17 protein-coding genes are annotated in these 14,023 nt (G+C 57.2%); 1 reads left to right on the forward strand and 16 read right to left on the reverse strand.

Annotation, left to right across the window (positions count from 1 at the left end; translation table 11 throughout):
- Positions 1-6: 6 nt before the first annotated feature.
- From BFC21_RS04950 to BFC21_RS04980, 7 genes are all read right to left on the reverse strand, one after another.
- On the reverse strand, positions 7-678 hold the full coding sequence (locus BFC21_RS04950; RefSeq protein ID WP_078466824.1) for a chemotaxis protein: 672 nt from the start codon (positions 676-678) through the stop codon (positions 7-9).
- On the reverse strand, positions 675-1,217 hold the full coding sequence (locus BFC21_RS04955) for a PilL N-terminal domain-containing protein (RefSeq protein ID WP_058426004.1): 543 nt from the start codon (positions 1,215-1,217) through the stop codon (positions 675-677). Before BFC21_RS04955 ends, BFC21_RS04950 begins: the two co-directional genes overlap by 4 nt.
- Positions 1,218-1,323: 106 nt before the next feature.
- Positions 1,324-2,070 (reverse strand): ABC transporter substrate-binding protein, encoded by a 747-nt coding sequence (locus BFC21_RS04960; protein WP_078466823.1) that lies wholly within the window; start codon positions 2,068-2,070, stop codon positions 1,324-1,326.
- Between the two features lie 52 nt (positions 2,071-2,122).
- Positions 2,123-2,617, reverse strand: a complete 495-nt coding sequence (gene radC / locus BFC21_RS04965; RefSeq protein WP_058426002.1) for a DNA repair protein RadC — start codon at positions 2,615-2,617, stop codon at positions 2,123-2,125.
- Positions 2,618-2,717: 100 nt separating this feature from the next.
- On the reverse strand, positions 2,718-2,975 hold the full coding sequence (locus BFC21_RS04970; protein WP_058426001.1) for a hypothetical protein: 258 nt from the start codon (positions 2,973-2,975) through the stop codon (positions 2,718-2,720).
- Positions 2,976-3,046: 71 nt separating this feature from the next.
- Positions 3,047-3,628, reverse strand: a complete 582-nt coding sequence (locus BFC21_RS04975) for an STY4534 family ICE replication protein (protein ID WP_070411921.1) — start codon at positions 3,626-3,628, stop codon at positions 3,047-3,049.
- Between the two features lie 902 nt (positions 3,629-4,530).
- Positions 4,531-4,872 (reverse strand): helix-turn-helix domain-containing protein, encoded by a 342-nt coding sequence (locus BFC21_RS04980; RefSeq protein WP_070411920.1) that lies wholly within the window; start codon positions 4,870-4,872, stop codon positions 4,531-4,533.
- Between the two features lie 209 nt (positions 4,873-5,081).
- Between BFC21_RS04980 and BFC21_RS04985 the strand changes: the two genes are divergently transcribed.
- Positions 5,082-5,339 (forward strand): hypothetical protein, encoded by a 258-nt coding sequence (locus tag BFC21_RS04985; protein WP_070411919.1) that lies wholly within the window; start codon positions 5,082-5,084, stop codon positions 5,337-5,339.
- A gap of 39 nt (positions 5,340-5,378) precedes the next feature.
- On the opposite strand, the gene BFC21_RS04990 is transcribed toward BFC21_RS04985, so the two are convergent.
- From BFC21_RS04990 to BFC21_RS05030, 9 genes are all read right to left on the reverse strand, one after another.
- Positions 5,379-7,346 (reverse strand): DNA topoisomerase III, encoded by a 1,968-nt coding sequence (locus tag BFC21_RS04990; protein WP_070411918.1) that lies wholly within the window; start codon positions 7,344-7,346, stop codon positions 5,379-5,381.
- A gap of 217 nt (positions 7,347-7,563) precedes the next feature.
- Positions 7,564-8,034, reverse strand: coding sequence for a single-stranded DNA-binding protein (locus BFC21_RS04995; protein WP_070411917.1), 471 nt, complete (start codon positions 8,032-8,034; stop codon positions 7,564-7,566).
- Positions 8,031-8,549: a DUF3158 family protein gene (locus BFC21_RS05000; protein WP_070411916.1), complete on the reverse strand. Its 519-nt coding sequence runs from the start codon at positions 8,547-8,549 to the stop codon at positions 8,031-8,033. The genes BFC21_RS04995 and BFC21_RS05000 overlap by 4 nt, the downstream gene beginning before the upstream one ends.
- A complete protein-coding gene (locus BFC21_RS05005) occupies positions 8,546-9,301 on the reverse strand; it encodes a PFL_4669 family integrating conjugative element protein (protein WP_070411915.1) in 756 nt (251 codons plus the stop codon). The genes BFC21_RS05000 and BFC21_RS05005 overlap by 4 nt, the downstream gene beginning before the upstream one ends.
- A gap of 264 nt (positions 9,302-9,565) precedes the next feature.
- The gene (locus BFC21_RS05010) at positions 9,566-10,756 is read right to left on the reverse strand and encodes an STY4528 family pathogenicity island replication protein (protein ID WP_070411914.1); all 1,191 of its coding nucleotides are present in this window, start codon (positions 10,754-10,756) and stop codon (positions 9,566-9,568) included.
- Positions 10,753-11,301, reverse strand: a complete 549-nt coding sequence (locus BFC21_RS05015; RefSeq protein ID WP_070411913.1) for a DUF2857 domain-containing protein — start codon at positions 11,299-11,301, stop codon at positions 10,753-10,755. Before BFC21_RS05015 ends, BFC21_RS05010 begins: the two co-directional genes overlap by 4 nt.
- On the reverse strand, positions 11,298-12,884 hold the full coding sequence (locus tag BFC21_RS05020) for a ParB family protein (protein ID WP_070411912.1): 1,587 nt from the start codon (positions 12,882-12,884) through the stop codon (positions 11,298-11,300). The genes BFC21_RS05015 and BFC21_RS05020 overlap by 4 nt, the downstream gene beginning before the upstream one ends.
- A gap of 14 nt (positions 12,885-12,898) precedes the next feature.
- Complete coding sequence (locus tag BFC21_RS27750; protein ID WP_070411911.1) at positions 12,899-13,108, reverse strand: hypothetical protein; 210 nt, start codon at positions 13,106-13,108, stop codon at positions 12,899-12,901.
- A gap of 70 nt (positions 13,109-13,178) precedes the next feature.
- Positions 13,179-14,021, reverse strand: coding sequence for a ParA family protein (locus tag BFC21_RS05030; RefSeq protein WP_070411910.1), 843 nt, complete (start codon positions 14,019-14,021; stop codon positions 13,179-13,181).
- Between the last annotated feature and the right edge of the window lie 2 nt (positions 14,022-14,023).

Consider the following 14,023-nt stretch of genomic DNA (forward strand, 5'->3'; position numbering starts at 1 on the left):
CGCTTCTCAAGGGAGGTGCACGGTCTGGTCTGGCTGAGTGGCCACCGCGAAGATGGCTGAGTTCGACTCCAGCACTTTCAGGTGCCAGGCTCCGAGCTGCTCGCCGCTATGCAGCAGCCGGACATCCGTGAGCGAGCGACTGTCATGAGGTGCGACTGCCAAAAAACGCTGACCACCACGGGATTCGACCCCCAACACCGAGAACGGTGGCGAGAGCGGGACGGGCTTGGGGCGAGCGGTCTTTTTCGGTTTGGTCGCAGAAGGCGTCGGCGGTGGAGGGAATGGCTTTGTCCTGAGGTCCAGGAGCTGCTGCTCGACCTGTTCAAGGCGTGCGCGCAGCGCTGTTAGGTCTGCCTCGGTGGCGCGGGCTGCCAGACCATCGCGCAGCTCCTGTAGTTCTTGTGCCCACTGATCCAGCATCGGATCGAGGGTATTGGCCTGTTGCTCACCGGTATCGACCATCTGCTTCAGGTCTTTCAGTGCGTAATGCAGCTTCTCCTGGGCGTCCTTGAGGGCGCTTGAATCATGTTGTAGGGAGTCCAGGGTTTGTCGGTATTGCGTGTTCGTGCTCTGCAGTTCGGCCACGCGTTGATACTGGTTATACAAACCACCGCTCAGGCCGGCGATCGCCAAGCAAAGCAGCCCAATGATGAGGGTTTGAAACGTCGAGGCTCTCATGGGCGTGCCTCCAACAGATAGGGCGAGACGGGTGTGATCAGCGCGACGCCGGTCTCCGTTTTCTGCTGTTCGAAGCAGACTGAACGGCTGACTTCGTCGGTCGTGAGTTGCCAGGCGGGGCCAGCGAGCACTTGCAGCGCGCGGCGTAAAGGGATTGGACCAAGCCGGTAATGGGCAGCGGGGAGGGGCCGAGTAAACAGCACCCTCACCGACGCGGTAACGGGGCAGAGCGCATAGCCCGAGCGCTGCAATACGTACTGCAATGCATCCTGCACCGAAGGGTTCAGGCTGGACGGGATGCTCACGTCAATGATTTGGGCAAGAAGATCGCGTTGTTCCGTGGTGGGCTCGGTGCTGACCAGCGTGTAGCGGCCATAACGAAGCTCTGCCGGATGGCTTTCTTCGGCTATGCCCTTCGAGTGCTGGGCCCGATTGGAGCCACTGTCAATCTCTGGATCGGTCGGCAAAGGGTTGGGGATTTGCGCGGTGCAGGCGCTCAACAAACCCAGCAGGCAGACAGGCGTGAAAAAACGCTCCATGGAAAAAACCTCATGTCAGATTCAGTGCAGAACCTGACATGAGGTGAAGGAGCGATTCAGTGAGAAAGTTGATTCAAGGTGGGTCGTGTTAACGCTGAACACGTTGCTATTCATCGAAAATGGCGAGCCCATCCAAGACGGCAGCGTCGGGGTCGAAGATCAACAATCGCACATCCGCCAATGCCGCCAAATACAGTACGTTGACCAAGGCTTCCGGTGTGCCTGCGTCGAGTTGTTCTTGTCTCAAGCTCGAATAACGATTGCCCTCAATGTTCAGCAAGTTCTCGTCCGTCCATGGCGTGCCGATCAGTTTGCAACCGATACCGCAGCAATCTGGCAGCGTAAAAAGCTCGAACAAGAGGCCGGTTTGCCGCAGAGCGAAGTTACTGACCCACTCCTCCAGATAAAGCATCGCTGCTTCGGGAAGGTGCGCGGTACTGATTTCCCAGGCTCGACTGTAGTGTCCCGTTTCGAAGCTCAAGCGATGGACCATGGCTTGGGCCTCTTCCAGGGAGTACAGATCACCGAGGTGATGCCGCTCGTTGAGCATTTCGCCCATTACAGCGTAGATCACTTGGCGCACTAGCCCACTGGACTGACAGCGTTCGTCCAAATCATCCGAAATGGAATGGCCTTTGCTGATAATGGCGAAATCGTCATTGAACAGGCAGGGGAACAGTTGCAGCTCGTCGTCGGGCAGATGGGCCTGTGTGTCGTGCACGGGTCGAAAGCAGGGAGGGCAGTCGTCTTCGTAGGTGATCAGTAGCAGCCGTTCGATATGAAGGTTGTCGTAACCGCGAGCAAATGGGTTGGAGGCCGTCAGCAGGGCTGCAGCTTGGTGTGTGGGGTTCATGAAGGTTCTCCAGAATGAAAATGAACAAGGCGCCCGAAGACGCCTGTGAGGGTTAAAGCCAGCCATGTTCGGCAAGAGAGAGAGGACGACCTTCACCCACGATGAAGTGATCCAGTACGCGCACTTCGATCAAGGCCAAGGTCTCTTTCAACCGTGCAGTCAAGACGTGATCCGCCTGGCTGGGTTCTGTACAACCTGAGGGGTGGTTATGAACAAAAATGGCGGCCGCGGCGTTATGCGCTAGGGAACGCTTGACGACCTGGCGGGGGTAAACGCTGGCGCCATCAATGCTGCCGTGAAAGAGGACTTCGAACGCCAACACCCGGTGCTTGGCATCGAGAAATATCACACCGAAGACTTCATGCTCTTGTTGCACAAGATGCAGTTTTAGGTATGAGGCCACGGCGTCAGGCGACGTCAGGTTAGGGCCGCGGTTGAACAGCCGACGATCCAGAATATGCAGTGCTTCGTCGATCACCTGGTTTTCTTGGACGATACAATCAGCCTCGAAATCCGAGGTCTCAATCAGGGTGAGTGGGGTGTTCATGGGGGTACCTCCGAAGGGAAAAATCAGGGGTACACGCCCGAGGGGAGTGGTGTCCCCGAGGTGGGTGTGGAGTCGCGGGCGTTAGCAGGTGGCGCGCTGTTTACAGCCGCGTGAATCGGTGGCGTTGACCGTGTAGGTGTGAACCACAACCGTCGCAGGGCAATGGGGAAAAGGCTTTTATTCCCCAGCCAGTTTCGGGATCGAAGTCGGCACTGATGGGCATTAAGCGAACCAGTCCACGAGGGATGTCAGCGATGCGTTTCTCGATTTCATTCGTCGTGTAGTAGAGCGACAACGTGCTGTAGTCCTCGTAAGCCGTAGCGAACAGGCAGTCGTCGCAAAGCCAGAAGGATTCCATGTTGGTTCTCCTGTGCGGATTGAAGAAAAGGCGCTCGACGGAGCGCCTTGATGAGGAACATCGTGGACTGTTCAGGCGGACTGAACGGTACGGGTGGCATCACGGCGGGCCGTGCGGGGAGTGGGTGGAGATTCAGGTTCGACCCGAGCCTCTGTTGGGTTTGCGGACTCCTCAGCTTCGGCATCTGCCGACGCTGAGGATGGCTCACTGTTTGGCACTGGCTCAGCAGGTGCTGTTACTTGCTGCCTGGCGGGCGCTTTGTATTCGAACGTGCCGTTGACCTTGATCCAGTCGATGAACAGCAAACGACCTTTCAGGCTGGCGCCCGGTTGGCCTTGTTTCTCGCCTTTCTCGTAGAGAAATGGATCGATCCACAGGTCGCCGATACGGAACGACAGCAAGACCTTTTTCTCGGCGTTGACGGCGTCCATATAGAGTCGAATCAAGCGTTCAGCTTCGCCCCCCGCGACTTTGCAGTCGAAACGGGTGTACTCGACCGCATCGGAGGCACCGTGCAGGGCGGCGATATCGCAGGCCATGAACGGCTGGCCGCGGCGGACTTGGACTTCACGAACACGGTTGAGGTAACCGATACCGACGGTGTGCAGGTTGAAGTAGGTGGTCACTTCTTGGGATTGGTTGGCGTGGGCCATGGTAGTTCTCCTGTTTCAAGGGAAAACGGCGACGCACAGTCCCTGACGGGGAAGTGAGCCCCCGTCAGAGTGGGTAAGGTGAAGGCGAGCGATGAGCGACTCGGCACCGGCAAGCCGATGACGATCAGAACGATGCGTCTGGGGAAATAGCGGTGCAGCAGAGGAGCATCTGCGTTGGTGATCCGCAAGCATAGGGTAGTGGGCATTCATCACCGCTGAAGCGGTAACCGCGCGAGCTTCCGAACGCTGATCGCACTTGGGTAAACCACCACGAACGTGGCGTAGCCTTGAAGGTTCTGGCTACCTGGGCTGGGCTGTCAACGACAGCGAACCACGCCCTTTGTATAAGCCTGTCATAGGGGAGCGTCAAGACGCTGCCACCCGATTTTTTATGGCCGGAATATAGTGGTAGTCACTGGACTGAAGAAAGTGAAGAGTGCGCCTGGCGGGGTGCCAGGCGAAGAAGAGAAAAGCCACCTTTGACGGTCATACGCAGTCGATAAGCTCCTCGCAAAACTTGATTTAACTGCGCCATGATTCGCCAACCGACCCGTGTCGTGGCCTGGATCGGAACATGCTGGCACGCATCCGCGCACAAAGGGTGCCCAGTGTTTCCCCGGCGGGCTCCGGGGCTGAATACAATCGCCGAAGCGGATGACCGCTATTGCCTGGTACAAGCAACAGCGGTCATCCGCCACATTGATCAGGTCGAGCACAAACAGGAATGAAATCCCACTGAAGAGAAGGCCCCGAACTCTAGAAGTCCGACCGAGCTACCCGGAGCGCATCGGTCTTGGGTCGCCGTAGGCGATGATCCGAAGGCACTACAGCAGAGTGGGAAGGATGACGTCAAGGCTGAGGGCAACCCTCAACGCCTCGAGATCGACTACGAGTGAAGGAGCCTATTTCTTGGCGAGATGAGCAGCCAATTGCTCGACGGTGGCCAGGATAAAGGCACGGTCACTCTCTTTCAGACCGTTCAGCATACCCGCAATCATCTGGCCTTGGTCGTTGGGACGACTGCTCGACTCCGTGAGCAGCTCATCCATCCTGCATTCAAAAATATCTGCTAACTGCATCAGCTTGACCACGGAGAGCTCCACCACACCCCGCTCCAGGCGCGAGATGGCTTCACTGCCAATCCCCAGGCGTTCAGCCACCTCTTCCTGGGTCAGATTACGCTGGGTTCGGTGCTTCGCGATCATGCGCCCGATTTGGGCTTGGGTTGGATGTTTATGTGCCAAGTGATGAGTTCTCCAATTCAACCCGAATGGTTGAGCAAAGACCCATTGACATGAACATCCTTGTAGGTTGAGTATCGACTTATAGGGTTGTTATATTGACTGAAATATCTGGTTGTCGCGACGTGACATGTGTTCCCCCAGGAATTAGAGCGCGTAGTGACCAGTGAGACTGAGCGGTCTGATAGGACCAAATGGAGGCAAGGTTGAGCATGGATGAGCAGCGAGAGCAAGACATGGACCTGATCTGGGCTCGAACACTGGAGCTGTTTATCAAGATCCATGACTGCCCTGATAACCCTGAACACCGCGACAGCCTTGTTCATTGGCTTAACGAAGATCCTGCTCACCTGAAAGCGTTCAACGAGCTGGGGCAGATATGGATCGCGACAGGCATCGCCTTGGCCCGTGAAATAGGACGACCGCTAGACGACTTGGAGAAGGGTCAGGCGCCGTTGATGATGCACTGACAACACCCCCCCGAGGTTCATGTGAACACCAATGGCGACTCATTGAAGACGCGTACCTTTGCTGATCGGCACAGTGCCTTTGCAGTCCGGGTACTGGGAGCATGACCAGAACGGCCCTGATTTTCCCTTACGCCTGAGCATTGAGGCATTGCAATTGGGGCAAGCCGGCCCGGCTTCGACCGGTACCGACAAAGTGAGCGCTCCGCAGTTTGCGATCAGCTGTGTAATCCAGTGCGCCTGCTTGGCAACGAATGCATCCAAGGTCAGACGTCCCGCTTCGATTTCATCCAGAGCCTGCTCCCAGATCGCTGTCATACCCGGATCCGCGACTGCAGCGGGCACTGCCTCGATCAGGGTATGGGCCGCTGCGGAGGCCATCAACGCTCGTTTTTTCTTCAACAAATAACCGCGATCAATCAACCCTTTGATAATGCCAGCTCGCGTGGCTTCGGTGCCGATACCGGTGGTGTCCCGAAGTTTCTGTTTCAGGCGCGGATCGTTGACCAGCTTGGCCACATTTTTCATTGCCTTAATAAGATCGCCCTCGGTGAGCTGTTTGGGAGCAGCGGTGCGCATGGATTTGAGTTCGACGTTGTCCACTGCGCACCGCGTACCCTGCTGTAGGACGGGCAATACCTGGGATTTTTGACCGGGTTCATCGCCTTCGGCTCTGTCGGATAGCAAGCTTTTCCAGCCTTGGACGAGGATCTGTTTGCCAACAGCAGTCAAACGTTCGGCGCCGCACTCCAGTTCGACCTCGGTTCGATCAAACTCGTGATGCGGCAGGAATTGCGCGAGGTAGTGGCTACGAATCAGTTGGTAGACTTGGCGTTCTTGTTCGGACATCCGCCCAAGGTTCGCTGGCTCGGTGGTGGGTATGATGGCGTGGTGCGCGGTGATCTTGGCATCGTTCCATGCTCGTGAGCGCAATGATTGATCGACGCTTGCGAGCGCTGGGCTTAACGCAGGATCCATTCTGAGCAGGGCATCGAATACCGCGGCTACCTCGTTGAACATGCTCTCTGGCAAATAGCGGCAATCGCTGCGCGGATAGCTGGTGGCTTTGTGCGTTTCATATAGGGCTTGGGCGATGTTAAGGGTTTCCTGAGCGCCGAGTCCCAGCTTGCGTGAACAGACTTCTTGCAGTGTGCTCAGGTCGAAGGGCAGGGGGGGCGCTTCGCGGAAATGCTCAGTCTGCAGCAAAAGTACTGTGGCGCTTTCATTGCTAGAGATCGCTTGGACGGTGCTACTGGCTAGCGCCCGCCGCAGGCAACGGCCGGCCGCGTCAGCCCCTGAACTGGGTGGTAACCACGACGCGATGAATGGTTGCCCCATTGAGGACAGGTGCACGTCCACGTCCCAGTAGGGCACCGAGACGAAGCTGGCAATTGCCCGATCCCGATCGACCACCAGACGTAACGTGGGTGTCTGGACGCGCCCAACTGACAATACACCGTCGTAACCTGCCCGCCGTCCGAGGAGGGTGAACAACCGACTCAGGTTCATGCCTATCAGCCAGTCAGCGCGGCTGCGTGCGAGGGCTGAGTGATAGAGCGGGAAGGTCTCCTGACTAGACTTCAGTGAGGACAGTGCCTTGTGAATTGACGCCTCGTTGAGTGCGGACAACCAGAGGCGCTCAACATGGCCTCGGTAGTTGCAGCGTTCCAGTAACTCGCGGGCAATCATCTCGCCTTCGCGATCGGCATCGGTCGCGATGACGACGGTGCTAGCTTCGCTGAGCAGGCGCTTGATGACTTTGAACTGTGCTGCAGTCTTGGGTTTGACCTCGACCTGCCAATGTTCGGGAACGATCGGTAGATGATCCAACGACCAGGATTTGTACTGATCGCCATAGGCTTCAGGTGGGGCCGGTTCCAGCAGGTGACCGATACACCAGGTGACGGTTGTCTCGGGCCCGATCAAGCAACCATCGCCACGTCGGCTGGCTCCGAGAACCTTGGCGATGTCACGACCTTGGGAGGGTTTCTCGCAGAGAAAGAGACGCATAGAACTGCTCCGGGTTGAGTTCGGAGCAGCGTTGTTGGAAACAGCAGTGGCGAGCTATGAGAAACCCGAATGACAGGTTCCTCATATTTGTCGATGAAGGCAGCCATGGATAGATCGGGCCTAGGTGTGGCGTGGGGCAGCAGGGCGGATCTTCACGAGCAGCGAGTAATAATGGCAAGAAACTTCGCGTAGGCGCATTTTTTATGCCTAATGCCCGTCAACCTGGAGACGACGGCTCTCTGCGCTTTTTGGACTTTGACGCAGACGACCTGGCATGGTCTGTAGTTTGCTTAACATCTGCCGCAGATGCGGCCGGTTCACTGGATCGTTCCCGCATGACCACACTGTGTACCCGATGGGGTAGGATGCCGACTCGACGGGCCTCGATCTTGAAGGTCACCCGCGCATTGTCTTCGCTGTCCTCCCACTCATCGCGTACGGTACGGCCTTCGACCAGCACACGCATGCCTTTCTGGTACAGCGTGCTCCAGTGTTCTGCCTCGCGGTGCCAGAGCTCAACTGGCGCCCAATAGCCGCCCCGATCTTCATAGCTGCCCTCGCGTGGCACGGGGTTGTCGAAGTACACATTCAGCCGTAGTAAACGCCGTGGCTCGTCATTGCCTGATGAAAACTCCTGGAACTCTGGCGTACTGCCAATGTTGCCTTCGCCGACAAAAAAAGTACTCATCCTGATACCTCCACTGCGGTTGTGAACTGGCGCAGCAGCCGTTCGGCACTGTCCATTTTGATCGCGCAGGTCGTGGCCTGGCGGTAGAGCGAATGCACCACACTCATCTGTAGGTTCAGCGCGATGCGATTGCATTCGAAACGGTGTAATCCCTCGCGTACGACCTGCGGCAAGGCTTTGTTGCAGACCTGGCGTTCCCAGACCGAGACTCCCATACGGGCAAAATCACGGGTGCGCCAACGCAAAAAGGTGCTGCCAGCGCTGGTGTTCTGCAGCACCAATCGAATATCCAACAGTGAGTAAGGGGGCTGTCCAGCCTGCTGCAACACCGCCTCCATCAGGCGGCACAACTGCGCCTCGATTTCCCTCGCCACCTGCGCCAGATGCTCCAACTCCCCCTTACCCTTAAAAGGTTTTAAAAGGCCTTTTAGGTAGGCAGCGTGTTCGAGTTGTCGATAGGCATCCGGTGTCAATGTTTCGAAGGGCATTGGATGAGCCGGGATCATCGGATTCATGCTTCGTCCTCCGGCTCATTCACTGTCGCAGACGACGCTCCCACGTCCTCTGCCAACGCGTCGGCGTCATCCACTGCCACCGCACCACGGCGAGTGATTGGCGGCGCGAACTGGGAGCGGCGATGACCCTCCAGGATGTCCATCGGGGGTAAACCCATCTTCTCGATGGCCGCAATGGCACGGGCGTTGTTCGCCGCCATGTCATCACGCGTGACGCCGGCGTGCCGGTAGCGCTGTGCCTGACCAAACAGGCTGCGCAGCAAATGGGCGCCGTCGTCGATCCAGGCTTCCATGTCGATGCGGCCGATCAGGGCGGTGTGATGGGCCAATAGGGTCCGGCGCACCAGAGTGTCGTATTCGGTCAGCAGGTAGACCGCCAGAAAACCCAGCTGGCTGCCGATGTACAATGGCAAGGTGACGGGGTGGATGTTGAGGTTGTCGCCCATGTCGATCTGTGTCGGCAGGTCCTGTCTGATTCGGTCCAGCTGTTGGGTCAGTTCCAGCATCCCAGCCTTGGCCTGCATCAGTTTTTCTTCGAGTTGCACGATGGCCCAGTCGGCGTAGGGATCGTCCTGGGCCGCGGTTTGTTTGATCAGGTTGGTGACACTGATGTAGCCGGCCATGCCCATGATCGAGTGGACGCCTTCACGTGCGACCCTACCTTGCCAGATACGGGCGGCGTGGTGGGTGTGCAGGGTCAGGGTGATGCTGCTGCGCAATGAACCCAGATTGAGTTGATAGTGATCGGCCACGGTGTTGTCCTCGCATTCGCTTGGACAGGAACGTTGCGACAGATGAGGGGCAAGGACAGCCAAAAAGCTGAATGCGGTCTGTTCGGTTTGGTTTAAGAGGGTTAACTATGTAGACGTCAGTGGATTTGATGCCACTGGCATCAAATCCACTGACGTCTACATTCACGGGAGGAGATGTCCCGGCTTTTCTTTAAAAGTTTGATGGTTTGGTCCGATGTGTTCGTAGAGTGGAACTTCATGGATTTGATGCCACTGGCATCAAATCTACTGACCTTCAGAGCGTTTGCCGCGCAGTTGGCGTAGCTCATTCAGGCACGCTTGAGCGAGGGCTGATGCAGGTTCGCCCGGTTGTCGAGAGGGGCGCGAGGGGGCCGGTGTGGCCGGTACTGCAACGGGGGACGACTCTGCCTGACCTACCCAAGGACGAAATTCGCCTTTCAGTGCTCGCTGTATCAGTCCCATCAGATAGGCCGCTGGCTTGCGGATACCACCGGCCGCACAGCGTGCACCGGCTTCGTTGAGTACTGCTTGACGATCCGAGGGTTTGAGCTTATTCAGCGCCACGGTGACGGCCTGACGCTCGCTCGGACTCAGGTGCATCGGCTCGGGCCAGTGAAGGTTATCCACCGCTGGGGTCGCGCACCGTACAGTACTTATACTTTCTTTTAATACAGTACAGGCGCCATTCGGATTCCGAACGGTGCCAGAAATACTGGCGTTCACGCCTGTTTCGGATTCCGAACGAGGGCCTGCACGATTTCGAACGAGGGCATCTTCCCCCCGTTCGGAATCGTGCAGAGTGGCATCGGTTGCCGGATCCAATCCTTGCTGCGCCCAAAGTTCGCCCCAGCTGTCGAGTCGCGTCGGTAACCGATCCCGATCGATGTTCGTGTCTTGGCGGATTTCCTCCACAATGTGCTGGGCGACAATACGCACAGCCTTCGTTGCATGACCGAGGGCATGTCCGACTAGCTCCAGGTAATCCTGATCCAGTTCTATGGCTTCGGCGGGGGTTAACGGCTCATCGTGCAGAACGTACAACGAACCTTGAAGACGTCCGCTGAGCTGATCGCGTCCGCGACTCACCAAACTGAGCCAGCGCGTCAACCTGAGCATCGTCAACACCCGAGCAATGGTTTCACGGGAGGCTGCCGCACCGTAGGGCACGCTTGACAAGTACGGCTGCAAATCCTCATAGCGTGGCGTGACCACGCCACGGCCTTGCAGAATGAGCCGAAACACCTGCCAGGCATTACGTTCCAACGGTGTCAGCCGACTGTCCAGCAGCAGCCGACGCGGTACGACCTCGTGTGATTGACCACTGAACAGAAAGCTAGCCTGCAGAACCTGGTTGGAGGGTTGCTCAGTGGTAGGGCGTGCTGGCCAGCATTCACTCAGTTGCTGGGTGCATTGCTGCAGGACACGCTGCCAGCGGTTGGAAGGAGTAGTGTTCATGTTCCATTGCTGTACTGGTCGATCTGCTGCCAGACGATGGTCAAGCTGATCCGTTGCTCCTCCGCCAGCATCATCATGGCGTCGAGCTGATCCTCGGAGCCGTCCTGAGCGCGTAGCTGGCACCATCGCTGCCAGAGCGCATGTTCCTGCGCTTCGCTCAAATTCTGAGGACGGCCCTTACGGGTTTCTATCTTGAGCAGACGTCGACGCAGGGCGGTTTCCGAATGCGCCAAGCCGAAGCACCGATACATGATGGTGCTGCTGGCGCCGAGTTTGAGCGCTCGGTTGATCAAGCGCTCGTTCTGCTCGTCGCGATCAGCCTGCTCGATCAACCGGTGTAACACTGGTGAGTCGATCTTAACCTCGACCCAAGACACGGTGGCATGGGCCAGGCGCGACAGCGTGGTGGGCGGTAAGGATTGCAATAAGTAGATGTCGTCCTCACTCAGCCCGAGTGCCTTGCAGCGTTGCAGATTACCTAGACGCAGCTCATGCAGTACCTGGGTCAGCATGGCCTGGTTGAGCACATTGAAGGACAGGCTCATGGCAATTTCTCCGGTGAGTCGTCTTCAGGGGCAAGCGTTAGGTCGATGAGACGACGGGCCAAACGGATCAGGCGATACAGTTTGATTAACAGCCTGTCGGGCAGCCGCTCCAGTCCCACATCCATGGCGGGACGATCTGTGAGCGGGAGTTGATAGACCCCCAACAACAGCTGCCCGAACAGCGCTGAAGGCAGTTGCTTGCGATCCTCCCAGTTCACTTCGTCTTGAGCACGCAGCAGGGCCAGTAGCATTAAATGAACGCCGGTCGCGCGAGGTGCTGCAAGATCAACTCGCTCGATGTTGAGGGCGAAGCCCATGCCATGCTTCTGATCGATGATGCTCTCGGGATGTCCGGCGTAGGTCGCCATTTCCCGAGCCAGTCCGGCGATAGCTAAACGTAGTTGTTCGGGGTTATCCAGTGTTGGTGCGATGATCCAGATGTCGTCGATCGTGCAGCCGTCGTCCGTCGGTGCTGCTTCGGTGGCAGTTTCGCGCTCGATCTGTTTGCGAATCTGATGAACTCGGGACGTAGGGCTGACCGCTGAAACGACATTGGTTTCAGGCGGTGTAAGCAGTTCCTCTCGCGCTGTTTCGGTCTGAGTCCTGGTCTCAGTTGATTTGGGGCGGGACTCGGAGGAGGGAGTTCCTACCGCGGCTTCATCAACGCTCGGCAGATGGCTGTTCTCTGAGGGCGTGGTGACGACAACGCTAGGCGTCGAGATGACCCTTTGAGTATCGCTCAGTTCCAGGGCTAACATGCGGTAGGACTGTCCGAGTAAGCGGCCCATGCGTTCGAGCAGTTCATCCTGGATTTGCTCAAGATCGAAGGATTCGGGGTCGGCATCGAAGTCGACGAGGGTACCGAACCAAAACTCGGCGAACTCAACGGTGGCGGTTGGATAACGGTTCCAGGTTCGTTCGGCCTGGCTACGCAGAGCGATCAGGCGTTCGATCTGGGACTTACCCAATCCGGCGTACAGGGTTTGCGGGATGGCGGGCAGTAGGTGTTCAAGGGTGTCCAGCATCCGGCTGATGTGCGACTGCGAAATTGGATAACCCCCAGCGGCGAGACGTCGTGCCAGCTCACGTTGCGAGAGCACAGCTCCATCTGGTTCGAGCATGGTTTTGAGTTTGGCCACGGCAAGCGCACGCTCAATGAATGTGAGCTGGCCATGCAGATCGCTTTCGGCCAGATGGCCGAGCAGGGCGCTGATTTCATTGCTCCAAGGCCGGAATAGGCAGTGAATGCGAAAGAAGCGTTCGTCACGGGTTTCCTGCCACAGTTCGCCGAGAATCGCCAAGCGAGTATTACCGCCGTTACGGATGATGAAATAAGTTTCTCCCGGGCGGCGGGTAATCGGCGGTGGTTGATCCAGCCCACGTTCACGGATCGAGGCTTTGATATCGTCATACAGCGGATTGCGGATGAAGCGTGGGTTGTGCTCGTAGGGCCGCAACTGCTCCAGCGTGACCAGCATAGGGGTGTCGATGACTGGATCGGATAGTCGCTCCAGTTCTGGACCCCGAGGAAAATGGTCCTGGTGCAGTTTGTCGGTGATCTCCTCCTGACTGAGCTTCTTCATTTGAACAGCCTCAGTTAACGCCGGTTACGCAAATGGTCACCGACCTCAAACTTAACGATCTCGGCTGTTCCCGAACCTTCGAAATACCGAGACAGTTTCGCGAGAAACCTACCCATGGCCGAGCGCCCACGCTGCAGGCGAAAGACCACAGTGCAGTACTCTTCACTAGGTGGATGATCTTGCCGAATGGATGGCTGAACGATGATGGGAAACTGATCCAACATCCAAAGACTCCTCGCCAAACGCTGTTGGCCTCAAGGTTGAACAAACAAAATACCGTCTTCGGAATTCGCCTTATCGAACCTCTGCGTATCTACTCAACCTAGAAATCGCTTCGCGCCATTCCGGAAACAACTCAATAGCCAGCGCTTGCATGGTTTCCAATGATGAGGACGAGCGTCGTTCACGTGACTGGCGAGTCTCGATACGGTGGGCTGGTAGACCAAGGGAGGCGGCATTGAGATAAGCCACTCGGTCTGGAACTACGGTGTCTAGAACTGAGATGTTGGTCACCTTAGCGAAGCTTTCACGCAGGCCATTGATGATCATCCGGCTGTCTACCCGATTGGCGTTCACTTGGTTAAGCAATAGCCGCAAGGGTGGCGGCGAAATGCCCAGGTGACTAAACGGTTCGAGCTCACTGAGCAGCTTCAAGGTACCGCGGCGCAGTTCGCGGGCCGCGAGCATTTCCGGAGTGATAGGGGAAAGGGCGAGATCGGAGGCTAATAGGGCCACCTCCAGCAGGACGCTGCGTGCACCCTGCGTGTCGATCAACAGCAGGTCATAATGGGGGCGCAATATACTTAACAGATTGCGCAGCCGCAGCCGTCCATCCGGGGCGTGTATTAACAGTGAGCCAAGTCGGCCTTGGTCATCGTTGGATAGGATCAGGTCAAGTCCTGTAATCACTGTCTTGGAAATGAACTGCGCAGGGGTTGTTAAGTTGAATGCGATGAACTCGTACGCACCCACATCAGCCTTCTGACTCAAGGCGTAATAGCTGGAGAGGGTGGGTTGGCTATCCAGATCGAGTAGCAGAACGCGCAGACCCGCATCTGCCAATAGACCGCCAAGGTTGGCGGCTATTGTGGTTTTGCCCACCCCACCTTTGGTGGATACCACCGAAATCACACGCATGG

Origin of the sequence: Pseudomonas sp. TMW 2.1634, assembly GCF_001703595.1 — a bacterium.
Classification (GTDB): Bacteria; Pseudomonadota; Gammaproteobacteria; order Pseudomonadales; family Pseudomonadaceae; genus Aquipseudomonas; species Aquipseudomonas fragi.